The organism is Agathobaculum sp., assembly GCF_034098985.1.
Classification (GTDB): Bacteria; Bacillota; Clostridia; order Oscillospirales; family Butyricicoccaceae; genus Agathobaculum.
This window is the reverse complement of sequence record NZ_JAXEOA010000004.1, coordinates 106,197-121,238: the sequence shown is the minus strand read 5'-3', so window position 1 is coordinate 121,238 and position 15,042 is coordinate 106,197. Positions and strand designations below refer to the sequence as shown.

12 protein-coding genes and 1 riboswitch are annotated in these 15,042 nt (G+C 59.8%); of the genes, 4 read left to right on the top strand and 8 right to left on the bottom strand.

The features are described 5' to 3' along the window. Positions 1 to 41 precede the first annotated feature (41 nt). Positions 42 to 923, bottom strand: a complete 882-nt coding sequence (locus SO058_RS01545; protein WP_320841242.1) for an aldose 1-epimerase family protein — start codon at positions 921 to 923, stop codon at positions 42 to 44. Between the two features lie 99 nt (positions 924 to 1,022). After that, the gene (gene metK / locus SO058_RS01540; protein WP_320841241.1) at positions 1,023 to 2,210 is read right to left on the bottom strand and encodes a methionine adenosyltransferase; all 1,188 of its coding nucleotides are present in this window, start codon (positions 2,208 to 2,210) and stop codon (positions 1,023 to 1,025) included. Between the two features lie 69 nt (positions 2,211 to 2,279). Continuing rightward, positions 2,280 to 2,385: riboswitch (SAM riboswitch) on the bottom strand. A 176-nt stretch (positions 2,386 to 2,561) separates the two neighbouring features. Between metK and SO058_RS01535 the strand changes: the two genes are divergently transcribed. Beyond that, positions 2,562 to 5,519, top strand: coding sequence for an acyl-CoA dehydratase activase (locus SO058_RS01535; protein ID WP_320841240.1), 2,958 nt, complete (start codon positions 2,562 to 2,564; stop codon positions 5,517 to 5,519). Continuing rightward, positions 5,500 to 6,762, top strand: coding sequence for a 2-hydroxyacyl-CoA dehydratase (locus SO058_RS01530; RefSeq protein WP_320841239.1), 1,263 nt, complete (start codon positions 5,500 to 5,502; stop codon positions 6,760 to 6,762). Before SO058_RS01535 ends, SO058_RS01530 begins: the two co-directional genes overlap by 20 nt. Before the next feature lie 29 nt (positions 6,763 to 6,791). Here the strand turns inward: SO058_RS01530 and SO058_RS01525 are convergent, their stop codons facing one another. The 4 genes from SO058_RS01525 to SO058_RS01510 all read right to left on the bottom strand — a co-directional run bounded on the left by SO058_RS01525 (position 6,792) and on the right by SO058_RS01510 (position 9,016). Then, on the bottom strand, positions 6,792 to 7,046 hold the full coding sequence (locus SO058_RS01525; protein WP_320841238.1) for a DUF4318 domain-containing protein: 255 nt from the start codon (positions 7,044 to 7,046) through the stop codon (positions 6,792 to 6,794). 15 nt (positions 7,047 to 7,061) lie between these two features. After that, positions 7,062 to 7,694, bottom strand: a complete 633-nt coding sequence (locus SO058_RS01520) for a zf-HC2 domain-containing protein (RefSeq protein WP_320841237.1) — start codon at positions 7,692 to 7,694, stop codon at positions 7,062 to 7,064. Next, positions 7,691 to 8,182 carry an RNA polymerase sigma factor gene (locus SO058_RS01515; protein WP_320841236.1) on the bottom strand — a complete coding sequence of 164 codons (492 nt, stop codon included), beginning with the start codon at positions 8,180 to 8,182 and terminating at the stop codon, positions 7,691 to 7,693. Before SO058_RS01515 ends, SO058_RS01520 begins: the two co-directional genes overlap by 4 nt. An 87-nt stretch (positions 8,183 to 8,269) precedes the next feature. Then, complete coding sequence (locus tag SO058_RS01510; protein ID WP_320841235.1) at positions 8,270 to 9,016, bottom strand: prepilin-type N-terminal cleavage/methylation domain-containing protein; 747 nt, start codon at positions 9,014 to 9,016, stop codon at positions 8,270 to 8,272. A 152-nt stretch (positions 9,017 to 9,168) separates the two neighbouring features. Here SO058_RS01510 and SO058_RS01505 point away from each other — a divergent pair, with 152 nt between their 5' ends. Both SO058_RS01505 and feoB read left to right on the top strand, forming a co-directional pair. Further along, a complete protein-coding gene (locus SO058_RS01505) occupies positions 9,169 to 9,414 on the top strand; it encodes a FeoA family protein (RefSeq protein WP_320841234.1) in 246 nt (81 codons plus the stop codon). Beyond that, complete coding sequence (gene feoB / locus SO058_RS01500; protein WP_320841233.1) at positions 9,411 to 11,354, top strand: ferrous iron transport protein B; 1,944 nt, start codon at positions 9,411 to 9,413, stop codon at positions 11,352 to 11,354. Before SO058_RS01505 ends, feoB begins: the two co-directional genes overlap by 4 nt. A gap of 52 nt (positions 11,355 to 11,406) precedes the next feature. Here feoB and SO058_RS01495 read toward each other — a convergent pair whose 3' ends face one another. Then, complete coding sequence (locus SO058_RS01495; RefSeq protein ID WP_320841232.1) at positions 11,407 to 12,150, bottom strand: N-acetyltransferase; 744 nt, start codon at positions 12,148 to 12,150, stop codon at positions 11,407 to 11,409. Between the two features lie 22 nt (positions 12,151 to 12,172). Further along, a complete protein-coding gene (locus tag SO058_RS01490; protein WP_320841231.1) occupies positions 12,173 to 14,575 on the bottom strand; it encodes an ATP-dependent helicase in 2,403 nt (800 codons plus the stop codon). Positions 14,576 to 15,042 lie beyond the last annotated feature (467 nt).

The following is a 15,042-nucleotide window of genomic DNA, read 5'->3' as shown; positions in this document are numbered from 1 at the left end:
CAAGAAAGCCGCCGGACATGCGTCCGGCGGCATCTTCCAGATCAGTCTACGATGGTCACGGTGTAGGTGAGCGTTTCCTCAGCGCCCGGCTGGAGTACGCGCACGCCGACCTTGTGTTCAAGCGCGTAATCGAGATAGCCGCCGTCCGGCAGCGTGCTCCACGGCTCTAGGCAGACGAACGGCACGTCGAAATCCTTATACGGGCTCCACAGCGCGAAATATGGGAAATCGGAAAAATCCATCGTCACGCGCTTGCTGTTTTTCACGCATCCGATCGACGCGCGGCGCACCGGCAGATCGTCAAAAATCATCGCGTCGTCCTGAAAGGTGTGCCGCGTGATCGGCAGGCAGCCGTTTTGCAGCGGCAGCTCGCCGTGATCCTGCGAAAGAAACACGTTTTCATCCGTCAGCACCGGATGCAGCGCCTCCGTGCCCTCAAACTCAACGAAATAATCGGTGATGCTTTCGCCTGAGCAAAGGCAGAGCGCGTAAGCGTCGTGCCCGCCGACCTCGTAATACAGGTCTTCCGCACCCGGGTTTGAAGTGATATGCTCTTTTTTGAGCATCGCACCGTCCAGCGTGTAGCGCACGGTGAATACAAAGTCAAACGGATACATATTCTTGGTGTATTCGCTGGGCTTCAAAACAAATTCAACCGCGGTATCGCTCAGCTTGACCGCTTCAAAAGGCAGGTCGCGCGCAAAGCCGTGCTGGGTGATCTCATATTTCTTTCCGCCGACAGTATAGGATTTGTCCTTGAGCCGTCCGACGATGGGGAACAAAATCGGCGCGTGGCGCTTCCACGCCGCCGGGTCGCCTTTCCAGACATACTCGGTGCCGTCCTTTTTGCTTTTCATCGAGGTAAGCTCGGCGCCAAACTCGTTGATCTCCACACGGAACTGCCCGTTTTCAATTACCTGCATTTCCATCAGCCTCCCTGTTCTTTTGTTATCTTTAGCATAGCCGGTTTCCCTGTTGAAGTCAACAAAAAAGCGCCGCCGAAAACGGCGGCGCTTGTGTACTTATTCCTGCACGGCGGCGCAGAGCGCGTCGGCCTTGTCCGTCTGCTCCCATTTGACGCCAAGCTCCTCGCGGCCCATATGTCCATAAGCGGCGAGTTTTTTGTAAATGGGCTTTCGCAGGTCGAGCGCCTCGATGATGGCGGCCGGGCGCAGATCGAACACGCGGCGGACGGCCTCGGACAATTTGCCCTCGTCCACCGTGCCCGTGCCGAACGTCTCGACCATGACCGATACCGGCTCGGCCACGCCGATGGCATAGGCGAGCTGCAATTCGCAGCGTTTGGCAAGCCCGGCGGCCACGATGTTCTTCGCGACCCAGCGCGCGGCATAGGCCGCCGAACGGTCTACCTTGGTCGGGTCCTTGCCCGAAAACGCGCCGCCGCCGTGTCGGCCGATGCCGCCATAGGAATCGACGATGATCTTGCGGCCGGTCAGGCCCGAGTCGCCCTGCGGCCCGCCGATGACGAAGCGGCCCGTGGGGTTGATGTAATACTTGGTTTTTTCATCCAGCAGATGCGGGGGCACGATGGGCTTCACGACCTGCTCGACCATATCTTTCCGGATCTGCTGGAGCGAAACCTCGGGGCTGTGCTGGGTGGAGAGCACGACCGTGTCCACGCGCACCGGCTGGTTCTCCTCATCATACTCGACCGTGACCTGGGTCTTGCCGTCCGGCCGCAGATAGTCAAACATGCCGTTTTTGCGCACCTCGGACAGGCGCTCGGCCAAACGGTGGGCGAGCGAGATGGGCAGCGGCATCAGCTCGTCCGTCTCGTCGCACGCGTAGCCAAACATCATGCCCTGGTCGCCCGCGCCGATTGCAAGGTCGGCCTCGGAGGCGCCCTCCTTGCGTTCGAGCGAATTGTCCACACCCAAAGCGATATCAGGCGACTGCTCGTCAATCGAAGTCAACACCGCGCAGGTGTCGCAGTCGAAGCCATATTTCGCGCGGTCATAGCCGATCTCACGCACAGTGTCGCGCACGATCTTCGGGATGTCCACATAGCAGGTGGTCGAAATCTCCCCCATGACCGACACCATGCCGGTCGTGCAGGTGGTCTCGCAGGCCACGCGCGCATAGGGGTCGTGCGTTAAGATTTCGTCAAGAATTGCGTCCGAGATCTGATCGCAGATCTTGTCCGGATGGCCTTCGGTGACCGATTCGGAGGTGAAAAGATGATGTGCCATTGTCCCTCTTCCTTTCTGTTCTGAGCATGAAAAAAGCTCCCGTTCGGGAGCCTGTTTTGTACATTTGCTCCCTCATCTTTCGTGTTTCTACGCCGGATTTGGCACCTTACGGATCATTTTTACCGCAGGTTGCCGGGTTTCATCGGGCCGTTCCCTCCACCGCTCTGGATAAGGTTCACTATTCAGTTCGGCATCAATTCTATCTAAAAATGAGGCGATTGTCAAGAGCCAATTTCGGCAATAAGTGACAGGGCTTGTCAATTGACTTTTGGAGTCTATACGTATATATTAAATAGGTAGGGTAACCGACGCTTGAAAAAGCGTCTTATTTTGTGGAGACTAAAGAATGTTATGAACGTAAACCTAGGCATTGATATCGGCTCGACGACGGTCAAGATCGTCGCCGTGCGCGATGGTAAAATTATTCACAAGCGTTATGAACGCCACTTTTCCAAGGTGCGCGAGAAAGCGGTCGAGCTGGTGCGCGAGGCGCGCGCGCTCATCGGCGAGGACGCCGCCATCCGCTGCGCCATCACCGGTTCCGCCGGCCTCGGCGTCGCCAAGGCCGCAAATATTGATTTTGTGCAGGAGGTGTACGCGACGCGCAAAGCGGTCGGCGTGCATGTGCCGCAGGCCGACGTGGTCATCGAGCTCGGCGGCGAGGACGCCAAGATCGTCTTCCTGTCGGGCCAGCTCGAGGAGCGTATGAACGGCTCGTGCGCAGGCGGCACCGGCGCGTTTATCGACCAGATGGCCGTGCTGCTCGACGTTACGCCCGCGCAGCTCGACGAGCTTTCGCTCGGCGCGGAGCGCATTTATACAATCGCATCGCGCTGCGGCGTATTTGCCAAGTCGGACATCCAGCCGCTTCTGAACGAGGGCGCGCGCAAGGAAGACGTGGCCGCGTCGATCTTTCAGGCGGTTGTCAACCAAACGCTGACCGGGCTCGCGCAGGGCCGCGACATCGCGGGCGACGTGCTGTTCCTCGGCGGCCCGCTCTTCTTCTTCAAGGGGCTGCAAAAGCAGTTCCAAAAAACGCTCGCGCTGACAGATGAGCACGCGCATTTCCCCGATCTTGCCCCCTATGCGATCGCGGCGGGCGCCGCGGAATACGCGGGCGGCACCAAAGCGGAATATTCGGTGCAGTCGCTGCTGGACGCGCTGGAAAAAGCGGCCGACGCGCCCGTGATTGCGCAGTACCTGCCGCCGCTCTTCCAAAACCAGCAGGAGTACGACGCGTTCAAAACGCGCCACGGCGTGCACGACGTGATGACGCAGAACGTCACCGTATACGAGGGCAACGCCTATCTCGGCATCGACTGTGGCTCGACCACGACCAAGCTCGTGCTGATCGGCGAGGACAACCAGATTTTATTCCACCACTACCAGTCCAACAAGGGCAACCCGGCGGACGTTATCCGCGAGCAGCTCACAAAGCTCTACGGGCTGTGCGGCGGGCGCGTACATATCGTATCCTCCGCAGTCACCGGCTACGGCGAAGCGCTCATCCAAAACGCGTTTGGCGTGGACTTCGGGCTGGTCGAAACGGTGGCGCACTTCCGCGCGGCACGGCATTTCTGCCCGGACGTCGATTTTATCATCGACATCGGCGGCCAGGACATCAAATGCTTCAAAATCCGCAACAAATGCATTGATAATATTTCGCTCAACGAGGCCTGCTCCTCGGGCTGCGGCTCGTTTATCGAGACCTTTGCCCGCTCGATGGGCTATTCCATCGAGGAGTTCTGCAAGCTCGGGCTGTTTGCCGAGCATCCCATCGATCTCGGCTCGCGCTGCACGGTGTTTATGAACTCCTCTGTCAAGCAGGCGCAGAAAGACGGCGCGGGCATCGACGCGATCTCGGCCGGGCTTTCGGTCTCTGTCGTCAAAAACGCGCTGTACAAGGTCATCCGCGCGCATTCGCCGGACGAACTGGGGAAGAACATCGTCGTGCAGGGCGGCACGTTCTTAAACGACGCGATCCTGCGCTCGTTCGAGCAGGAGATCGGTCGAAACGTCACTCGTCCGGCCATTTCCGGCCTGATGGGCGCTTACGGCGCGGCGCTCCACGCCAAGGACAATACGCCCGCCCGCTCGTCGCTGCTCTCCGAAGGCGAACTCGCCGAATTTACGCACACGGTGCAGTCGGTGCGCTGCGGACTGTGTGAAAACCATTGCAGCCTGACCGTCAACCAGTTTTCCGGCGGCCGCCGCTTTATTTCAGGCAACCGCTGCGACAAGCCGCTCGGCAAGGGCGACCACAAGGAGCTTCCCAACCTATACCGCTGGAAGCTTGAAAAAATCAAATCCTACGCTCTGCCTGCTGAAACGCCCGCGCCGCTCGGCAAGATCGGCCTGCCGTTCGGCCTCAATTTCTATGAGCTGCTGCCGTTCTGGACGACGCTTTTGCGCGGCCTCGGCTTCGAGCCTGTGCTCAGCGACGTTTCAACGCGCGAGCTTTATCAAAAGGGGCAGCATTCGATCCCGTCGGACACGGTGTGCTATCCCGCCAAGCTCATGCACGGGCATATTGAAAACCTGCTCGCTAAGGGCATAAAATCGATTTTCTACCCCTGCATGACCTATAACCTCGACGAGGGCCGCGCGACCAACTGCTACAACTGCCCGGTCGTCGCGTACTATCCCGAGCTGCTGCAGGCCAATATGAGCGCGCTGCACGGCGCGGATTTCATGATGCCCTATTTTGAGTTGACGGAGAAAAGGCGCTTTATCCAGCAGGCAGCCAAGTTTTTCTGCGGCAAATACCCGCAGATCAAAAAGAAGCAGATCGAGCCCGCGGTTGAAAACGCCTATCAGGCGCTGGCGGACTACTATGCCCAGATCCGGGACGAGGGTCAGAAAGCCATCGCCTATGCCGATACGCACGGGCTGGAGATCGCGGTCATCGCCGGCCGGCCGTACCATATCGACCCGGAGATCAACCACGGCATCGACCAGCTCATTTCCTCCTATGGCATGGTCATCGTGTCCGAGGACGCGGTCTGGCAGCTCGCCGAGGCGCCCGAAGTGCACGTTTTGAACCAGTGGACGTACCATTCCCGCATGTACGGCGCGGCCGAATACGTCACGCATAAGGAAAACGCGCAGCTCATCCAGCTTGTGTCGTTCGGGTGCGGCATCGACGCGGTCACGACCGACGAGATGCGCGCCATCTGCGAGAGCCGCGGCAAAATCTACACCCAGCTTAAAATCGATGAAATATCCAATCTTGGCGCTGCCAAGATCCGCATCCGCAGCATGCTTGCCGCGGTCGAGGAGGGCAGAAAACTTGCAAAGAAACGATCCTAATAGCCATCAGGCGGCGCATGTGGCATTCACCGAGGAGATGCGCGAAAGCTACACCATCCTCGTGCCCAACATGCTGCCCGTGCAGCTCGGCCTGATTTGCCGCCTGATGAAAAACTACGGCTACAACATGGTGCTTCTGGACACCGAGGGCCCGGCCATTGTCGAGCAGGGGCTCAAAAACGTACACAACGACACCTGCTATCCCGCGCTGCTCGTCATCGGGCAGCTGATGGACGCGATCGAGTCCGGCAAATACGACGTGCACAAGCTCGCGCTCATCATGCCGCAGACCGGCGGCGGCTGCCGCGCGTCCAACTACATCCACCTGCTGCGCAAGGCGCTGCAGAAAAACGGCTATGAATATATCCCAGTCATTTCGCTGAACTTCACCGGGCTTGAGGACAATCCGGGCTTTAAGCTGACCAAGACCATGCTCATCCAGGTGGCCTACGCGATGCTGATCGGAGACCTGATCATGATGGTCGCCAACCAGTGCCGTCCCTATGAATGTGTGCCCGGCTCGACCGATAAGGCGATCGAGATCTGCATGGACGCGGTCTCACAGCGCTTCACGGGCGACCGGTCCATCCATTATGGCGAGGTCAAGCGGCTTTACCAGTTCGTGCTCGACGTGTTTGCCAAGATCCGGTTGGACCGATCGCAAAAAAAGAAGCTGGTCGGCGTCGTCGGCGAGATCTATGTCAAATTTTCGCCGCTCGGCAACAACAACCTCGAAAAGTTCCTGCTTTCCGAGGGCTGCGAGCCGGTGCTGCCCGGGCTAATGGATTTCTGCCTATATACGATCTATAATTCCGTGATCGACCGCGACCTATACGGCCGCAGCCCCAAAAAGGCGATGGCCTACAAGCTGGTCTACCAGTACGTGCTCGGCAAGCAGGCCGATATCATTAAAATGATGAAAAAACACGGCGCGTTCCGTCCGCCGCAGGCGTTCGACGCGGTGCGGAAAAAAGCGCAGGACATCATCGGCCCGGGCGTCAAAATGGGCGAGGGCTGGCTGCTGCCCGCCGAAATGATCGAGCTGATCACCGAGGGCGTGCGCAACATCGTGTGCACCCAGCCGTTCGGCTGCCTTCCCAACCACATCGCTGGCAAGGGCATGATCCGCAAGATCCGCGAGACCTATCCGGAGGCGAATATCGTGGCGGTCGATTACGATCCCGGCGCGAGTAAGATCAACCAGGAAAACCGCATTAAGCTGATGCTGTCGAGTGCGGAATAATAAAAAAAGAGGCCTTTCGGCCTCTTTTTTTATTTGTCTTTCTTGGGCAGTTCGATACAGCTGATGCCATAGCCGCCGGGACCGCTCTGCCCGATATGCACGCCGCGCCTAATCTTATAGTCCAACCCCGCAATGCGGACAAGCTGCTCGCCATCCTCATTTTCTCCCTGAAATTCATAGGGGTAGCCATGTTCTGCACAGTAGGCGGCGATCGCCTGCTTTGCAGTATTCAGGCTTGGGTACGTCCGGTTCTCCTCATATGGAACCACAATGGTTTTTCTCATGCCAGTCTACTCCTCTCATTTTGGCATCCGCTTGTTTAACACATACACGATCACGAACAGCAGCACCAGCACCACCGGCAGGGACAGCAGCGTCGCGGCAAGCGACGTGGGCATCCGCGCAAACACCGGGCCGAAATCGCGCACTAGATTTCTGCACAGCACAACGCACACCGGCAGCAGCGCGGGCAGCGCAAGCTGCAGGGGGGACATGTAATACCCGCCCCACCAGCGGCGGCTGCGCCGTTCAGCCTCGTCATGCTGACGAACCTGTTCATAATCAATGCCGCCCATCGTGGCGCCGGAAACAAACTGCGACGCAAGGCAGATGACGCTCAAAACGGCCAGCGCACCGATATAGAAATGCGACGCGCGTGTGAGTCCCAAAAGCTCCAGCACAAACGCCATGAGCGGGCACGCCAGATACCAGATTCGCAAGCCGGTGAGATACCGCGCCACCTGTTTTTCCGGCGCGGCGGGCTTTTCAGGCTTTACCGCCACCTCGGTCTCCATGCGCCGGAGCGTAGCCCGGCACACGGGACATTCCGCCAGGTGTTCTTCCAGTAGCGCCGCGGTTTGCCCGCTCACCAGCTTTTCCGCATACAGCGGCAGCAGGTCGCGCGCCACCGCGCAGTCCAATTTGCTGCTCATAGATAACCCTCCAATCGCTTTAAGATTTCATTTTTGGCCCGCAGGAACGTCACGCGGCACCAAGTATCGCTTTTTCCCAAAACCGCGCCGATATCCGGGAATGAACGTTCGCCCAGCAGCCGCATCGCCAGCAGGCTTTTTTTCGGTTCCTCGCACGCCTCGATATAATCCAGCACGACGCGCGCCGCTTCCCGGTCGCACGCCGTCTGCTCTACATAGACCGCGCTTTCGAGTTCCCCGCTTTCCCGTTCCTCATTTGGCGGCCGCTTGCCGATCTGCCGCAGGCATTCGTTCCGCGTGATGGTGAACAGCCAGGTCTTCACCGAGCTGTCGCCCCGGAACCCCTGCTCCGCGCGCAGCGCGCGCTCAAACGCGTTTTGCACCGCGTCTTCGGCTTCGGCGGCGCTGCCGCAGAGCATCAGCGCGTACCGGTAGAGATGGGAAAAATATAGGCGGTACAGCGCCTCGAAATTCAATTTTTCTCGCAAGCGGCCACCCCCTTTCGCTTTCTCTGTTCTTTAGACCCGGCAACTCTGGATTTCGTTACATAAAAAAGAGGCCTGCCGGCCTCTTTTTTATGAATCCTTTTGGAACTGCTCCGCGAGCAGGATCAAATGCGTCACCGGCTTGCCGTTCCGGTCGTCCGTGGTCTTCTCGGTCAGCGGCGCGGTGCCTTGTTCCGGTTCGCCGACCTGTTTCCAGGTTTTATCAAATGTGTAGCGCGTTGCCGAAACTACATCGTCTTTCTTTTTGCCCTCCACCGGCTCGAACACGTAGACAACGAATGACCCGTTCGACTGATTTTTCCATACGCGGAAATCGTAGTCCAGCGTCGTGTTCAGCTCTTCGGCCAGCTTTTTCTTAATATCCAAACCCCAGTTTGGGCCGCTCGAATCCAATTCCTTGCGCGAGGTATCCGCCCCAAAATATCCCTTTACCGCTTCTGCCAGCGCGGTGATCTTGCTATTGACAATCTCTACCGCGGTTCTGCCGTGGACGCTGCATAGCACGACCAGGCTCGCAGTATTGTCCGAATCGACTTCGACCTTGTATTTGCCGCCCGACGGGCACAGCGTTTCGGGGTCACCGACCGATTCCTTGATCAGCGCGAGCGCCTCCTGCGCCGTCAGCCCGGGCTCCAGCATGCGCTGCATAGTGACGATATGCTGCGACGAGGTCAAGTTGGCCAGACACACGCGCTCGCGTGCTTTCTCCAGCGTATGGGAAAACACCGGGATCGCGATCGCGATCAGCACCGCAATGATTGCCACTACGACGAGCAGTTCGGCCAGCGTAAAGCCGCGCGTTTTCCGTTTCCCCACCAGCGTCCCCCCTCGGCTGTTTTTATCAGTATACACCAAAGAGATCGTGTTTGGCAAGCGGCGCCGCACGCCCTGGTGTCCAGCCGCATAGCATGAGGTAGTCGTGCACCCATTTGTGCGCGTCAATCCAACATGCGAGGGCTGAACTCACCATGAACGAACGTTATCAGACGCTCCCCGAGCTGCCCGAAGGCGGGCGGGCGCGGGTGCGCGCTTTACATCTTTCCGGCAGCATGCGCCGCCGTTTACAAGACCTCGGACTGGTTGCCGGCACGCCGGTCACCTGCCTGCAGCGGGCGGCCTCGGGCGACCCCACAGCCTACCTGATCCGGGGCGCGGTCATCGCGCTGCGCCAAACGGATGCCGAGCAGGTCGAAGTGGGGGTGCAGGAAATTTGAAAGAACACGCGCAAATCCCGGTCATCGCGCTCGCCGGCAACCCTAATGTCGGCAAATCCACTGTTTTCAACGCGCTGACCGGTTCGCATCAGCATACAGGGAACTGGGCCGGAAAGACCGTTGCCAACGCGCACGGCACAATGCGCTGCGGCTGCGAGCAGCTCACGCTGGTAGACCTGCCTGGTACTTATTCGCTGCGCGCCCGTTCGGAGGAAGAGCGGGCGGCGCGCGATTTCATCGTCAGCGGCGAGCCTGACTGCACCATTCTGGTCGCGGACGCGACCTGCCTTGAGCGCAACCTGATTCTGGTGCTTCAGGTGCTCGAGGTGACGCCGCGCGTCGTTCTATGCCTCAATTTGATGGACGAGGCGCGGAAAAAGGGTATCCGTATCGACGTCGCCGCACTTTCCCGCGAACTGGGCATCCCGGTCGTGCCCTGCGCCGCGCGGCGGCGGCAAGGGCTGCCCCAATTGCAGCGCATGGCTTGCCGCGCCGCCTCCGGCGAGACCGAAAACGAAGTGGCCGCCATCCGGTATCCCGCCGTAATCGAACAGGCAGCCCACGAAACCGGCCTTCCACGCGCCGAGGCGCTGGAGCGTTTGCTTGAAGTCCCGCCCGCAGGCATGACCTCGACCGAGGTTGGCGATATGCTGACCGCCTCCGCCGCCCTGCGCGCCGAGGAGATTGCCATGGGCTGTGTCGAATGCTCGGCCTGCGCCTACTCGCGCGACCGGCGCATCGACCGCGTGCTCATGAGCCGCCGCTTCGGCATCCCGCTCATGCTGCTACTGCTCGCGCTTGTCTTTTACATCACCCTGTTCGGCGCCAATGTGCCCAGCGAATGGCTGGGCGAACACCTGCTCGGCCTTGCCGAACCGATTGCCGCGGGGCTGACCGCACTCGGGCTTCCCGCCGCCCTGGTCTCCCTGCTTGTGGATGGCGCGTGGCGCGTGCTGGCAACCGTCGTTTCCGTTATGCTGCCGCCAATGGCGATCTTTTTCCCGCTCTTTACGCTTCTGGAAGACGCGGGCTACCTGCCCCGCGTGGCTTTCCAGCTTGACCATTCATTCCGCCGCGCCCACGCCTGCGGTAAACAAAGCTTAACCATGTGTATGGGATTCGGCTGTAACGCGTGCGGCGTGACGGGCTGCCGCATCATCGATTCGCCGCGCGAACGATTGATCGCCATGCTGACCAATACATTCGCGCCGTGCAACGGCCGGTTTCCCTTGCTCATTTTCCTGTGCTCCGTTTTCTTTGCCGGCAACGCCATCACCGGTTCGCTGCTGCTGACCGGCGTGCTCGTCGGCAGTGTGCTGCTCACGCTCGCGGCCTCCCGCCTGCTGTCCGCCACGCTGCTTAAAGGCGAGCCGTCCTCCTTTACCTTGGAACTGCCGCCCTACCGCGCGCCGCAGCTCGGCAAAGTCATCGTGCGCAGCATTTTTGACCGCACGCTGTTTGTTCTGGGACGGGCGATTATCGTCGCGGCGCCAGCCGGCCTCATCATCTATCTACTGGCCAACATCATGGTGGGCGACGCATCGGTGCTGACGCATATCGCGCAGGCGCTCGACCCGTTCGGCAAGCTGCTCGGCATGGACGGCGTCATCCTGCTCGCGTTTATCCTGGGCTTTCCGGCAAACGAGCTGGTCATGCCGCTAATCGTCATGGGCTATCTGGCGACCGGCACGCTGGCCGACGTTTCCGACCTCGCGGCTTTCCGCACGCTGCTCGTCGCAAACGGCTGGACGGTGACGACCGCGCTGTGCACGCTGGTTTTCGCGGTCGCGCACTGGCCGTGCTCGACGACCTGCCTGACCATCTGGAAAGAAAGCCATAGCGTCAAATGGACGCTCTGGTCGATCGCGCTGCCCACGCTCATCGGCTTTGCGTTGTGCTTTGCCACAGCCTCGGCCTGCCGTCTGCTCGGCATAGCTTGAAGCCGCAAAAAAAACGCCGCAACGTGTGTTGCGGCGTTTTGCCATACTGTTTTCACTTTTTGAGCAGCCGCCCGAGCGCCGCCGTGTCCAGCAGGTTGACGGTCTGAAATTCGCCCCGGTAAAACACGGCCCAATTGTTAAACACACCGGGCATCGCCTTGGCCTTTTGCAGCGTGTCCACCTCGATGAGCGACAGGGGCACCGCGTTTGCCTCGCAATACTCCCGGAACAGCCTGACACGCTGTTCGATAAACGGGCACTGCCTGTCAAAATAGACTGTCAGCTCCTGGTTTTCGATGCGCTGTTTTTTTGCGTTTTGCGCAAAGCGCGGCGCCGTGCCGTCGAACGACAGCGCGAGCAGCTCGTACTCCCCTGCCGTGTCGACGCACGTAAATCCGAACTTTTTTGCAAAGGCCTGATCGCTCAGCCACGATTTCTGCTTGCGCGCACCCAGCATGCACACGCCCGAGCGGCCCCTCTCTTTTGCGTCGTTCAGGCAGTATTCCATGAGCGCGCGGCCATACCCTTTGCCTTTATAGGCGGCGCCAGTGACCCATAGGCAGTATAGGTAGAGGTAGTTCTCGCCCTCGATGGGCACCCACGCGGTCTCGAGCGGCGCGTATTCGATGAAGACCGTGCCCTTGGCGTCGAGCTTGCGGAACACGTGTCCCTCACCCAGCCGATCCGCCAGCCATTGGCGCTTGGCCTCCACGCCCGGATGCGGCTTTTTACTGCGGATAATGCAGCACAAATGCTCTTCGGCGAGGTTTTCCGCCGTCAGATTGATAAAGTCCATCGGGGCGCCTCCATCTTTTTTATCAGAGCTTTTCCATGAACTGCGCAGCGCTCTTGGCCATCAGGCGCTTGGTGCCCTTTTCGTCAAACGCGATCTCGAGCAGCGCGTCCCCGCCCATAGGCTTTACGGCGGTCACCAGCCCCTCGCCGAACGCCTTATGGCGGATGCGGCAGCCGGCCGGGAAATCCGGCAGCGGCTGGGAAGCCGTATTCATCCGAATGGCCGGGCGCGCGGCAGGCGACGCCGAAACGCTGCGGGCGGACGCGAAATCCGGCCCGGGCGAAGCGACGGCCTGCGCGGCCTGCTCAAACTGGTTCGCGGTCACGTTGCTGTCGAGCAGCTCGCTTGGCATCTCCTGCACGAAGCGCGACGGATGCGCATACTGCGTGCGGCCATACAGCAGGCGGCGCTCGGCGCAGGTCAGGTAAAGCTGCTCGCGCGCACGCGTCACCGCGACATAGCACAGCCGGCGTTCCTCCTCCATATCATCCCCGCGCTCCATGGCGCGGAAGCCGGGGAACAGCCCGTCCTCCATGCCCGCGAGGAAGACGATGGGGAACTCCAGCCCCTTGGCCGAGTGCATGGTCATCATCAGCACGGCGTCCTCGTCGTCGCCGGTCTGGTCGGCGTCGGTATAGAGCGCCATTTCCTCGAGAAAACCGGAAAGCGTGGGCGTTTCGGTCTTTTCCTCATAGGTCAGGATGTAGGATTTCAGTTCTTCGATATGTTCGAGGCGGCCCTTGGATTCCATGTCGCCTTTGGCTTCGAGCACGGCGGCATAGCCCGATTTATCCAACAGCTCGTCATATAGCTCGGACAGGCTCAAAAACTCGCGCTGTTTGCGCAGGTTTTCCATCATCTGGCCGAATTTCATCATCGCGTTCGCGCCGCGCGACAGCTCGGCAAATTCGCCCGCTTTCTGCACCACGTCGTACAGCAGCATACTCTGCTCCGCGGCCACGCTTTCCGCGAGCTCGACCGAGCGGTCGCCGATCTTGCGGGCGGGCGTGTTGATGATGCGCTTAAGGCGCAGCGTGTCGGCCGGGTTTTCAATCACCCACAGGTAGGCGAACATGTCGCGGATTTCGGCGCGCGAGAAGAAGTCGCGCCCCTTATACACGCGGTAGGGGATGCCGTTGCGGATGAACGCGGCGGCGATATTGTCCGAAAGGACGTTGTTGCGGTACAGCACCGCGTAGTCGCTGAACGAACGGCCCTCGCGCACGCCGTCCAGGATCGTATCCGCGATATAGGCGGCCTCGCCCTCCTGGCTGTCCGAGCGATGCAGGCGGATCTTCGCGCCGCCGTCGTGGTCGGTCCAAAGCTCTTTGCCCTTGCGCTGCACGTTGTTGCGGATGATCTCGTTCGCGGCGTTCAAAATATTGCCGGTCGAGCGGTAATTCTGCTCGAGGCGGATGGTGCGGGCGTTTTTATACTGCTTTTCAAATTCGAGGATGTTGGTGATCGTCGCGCCGCGGAATTTATAGATGGATTGGTCGTCGTCACCGACGACGCAGATATTCTCATGCCCGCCCGCGAGCAGGCTGGACAGCACATACTGCGCGTAGTTCGTATCCTGATACTCGTCGACGAGCACATAGCGGAATTTGTGCTGGTAATAGTCGAGCACGTCGGGGTTTTGCTGCAAAAGCAGCACGGTCTTCATGATGATATCGTCAAAATCGAGCGCGCAGGCCTTTTTCATTTCCTTTTCGTACAGCGCATACACATCGCCCACCTTTTCGCGGACATAATCGCCCTGCGCGTCGGCCTTGAACTGCTTCGGGGTCATCAGCTTGTCCTTGGCGCGCGAAATCTGACCCATGACCATGCGCGGGTCGTAAATTTTTTCATCCAGATTGAGGCGGCGCAGCAGATCGATGATAACGCGCTTTTTATCGTCCTCGTCATAGATGGTGAAAGCGGTTTCAAAGCCCAAAAGCTCGCCGTGGCGGCGCAGGATACGCAGGCAGGCGGTGTGGAACGTGTGCGCCCAGATGGCGGAGGCGTCCTCCTCACCCACGCTCCGCGTCAGGCGTTCGCGCAGCTCGCGCGCGGCCTTGTTGGTGAACGTGATGGCGATGATCTCCCACGGGCGCGCGGGGCGCACGGCGCACAGGCGGTCGGCGCGGTCGCGGTTCTCGGGCTTGGGGTCGGTCAGGTATTCGGTGAGAAACAGCAGGTCCTCCTCGGACGCGCCCGGCGGTGCGTAAGGGTCGGTATAGCCCTCGCCAAACCGCAGGATGCTGACGATCCGGTTGATGAGCACGGTCGTCTTGCCGCTACCCGCGCCCGCGAGGATCAAAAGCGGGCCCTCGGTCGTATAGACGGCCTCGCGCTGCATGTCGTTCAAATGCGCAAACCGCTGCTCGATGACCGCACGGCGCACAGCTGCATATTTCATATCAAATTTGGTCGGTTCCATAGAGTATCCTCGTTTCATATGACGCTATGCAACGATTATACCACAGTTCCTTTAACAAAACAAATGTTCTTATCTGCTAAAATAGCGCGCCTGCCCGGCGCGGGGGAACGAGCCGCTCCCGCGGCGGGGCACAAAGGGACAAGACACCTACGGTTTCTTGTCCCTCTGTGGACTCCCTATCTTCCCTTCGGTTGTATTTCACGCGTTGGCCGCGCCAAAATCTCACGCAGTACTTTGCAGCCGCGTTAAATGCGGGGCTACGGGCGTTTGAACGACTTGGCTCAATTCTAGGGGCCGCCGTGCTGGCGGGAGCCTCGGGCCAGCACGGCGGCAAGCGGAGCAGAGCCAAGTTGTTTGACGGCGTATCCCCGCGTTTCTCCGAGGCTGCAAGGTACTGCGGAAAGAAAGCGCGCGGCGCAGAAAGCGAAATACTACATGAGGGAAGATCGGGAGTTCCAAGAGGGGTA

Coding starts and splice junctions, on each gene's coding strand:
- SO058_RS01505 (WP_320841234.1), top strand. CDS start 9,169: ATGAACGAACGTTATCAGACGCTCCCCGAGCTGCCCGAAGGCGGGCGG.
- SO058_RS01520 (WP_320841237.1), bottom strand. CDS start 7,694: ATGAGCAGCAAATTGGACTGCGCGGTGGCGCGCGACCTGCTGCCGCTG.
- SO058_RS01545 (WP_320841242.1), bottom strand. CDS start 923: ATGCAGGTAATTGAAAACGGGCAGTTCCGTGTGGAGATCAACGAGTTT.
- SO058_RS01490 (WP_320841231.1), bottom strand. CDS start 14,575: ATGGAACCGACCAAATTTGATATGAAATATGCAGCTGTGCGCCGTGCG.
- SO058_RS01525 (WP_320841238.1), bottom strand. CDS start 7,046: ATGAGAAAAACCATTGTGGTTCCATATGAGGAGAACCGGACGTACCCA.
- SO058_RS01495 (WP_320841232.1), bottom strand. CDS start 12,150: ATGGACTTTATCAATCTGACGGCGGAAAACCTCGCCGAAGAGCATTTG.
- SO058_RS01535 (WP_320841240.1), top strand. CDS start 2,562: ATGAACGTAAACCTAGGCATTGATATCGGCTCGACGACGGTCAAGATC.
- metK (WP_320841241.1), bottom strand. CDS start 2,210: ATGGCACATCATCTTTTCACCTCCGAATCGGTCACCGAAGGCCATCCG.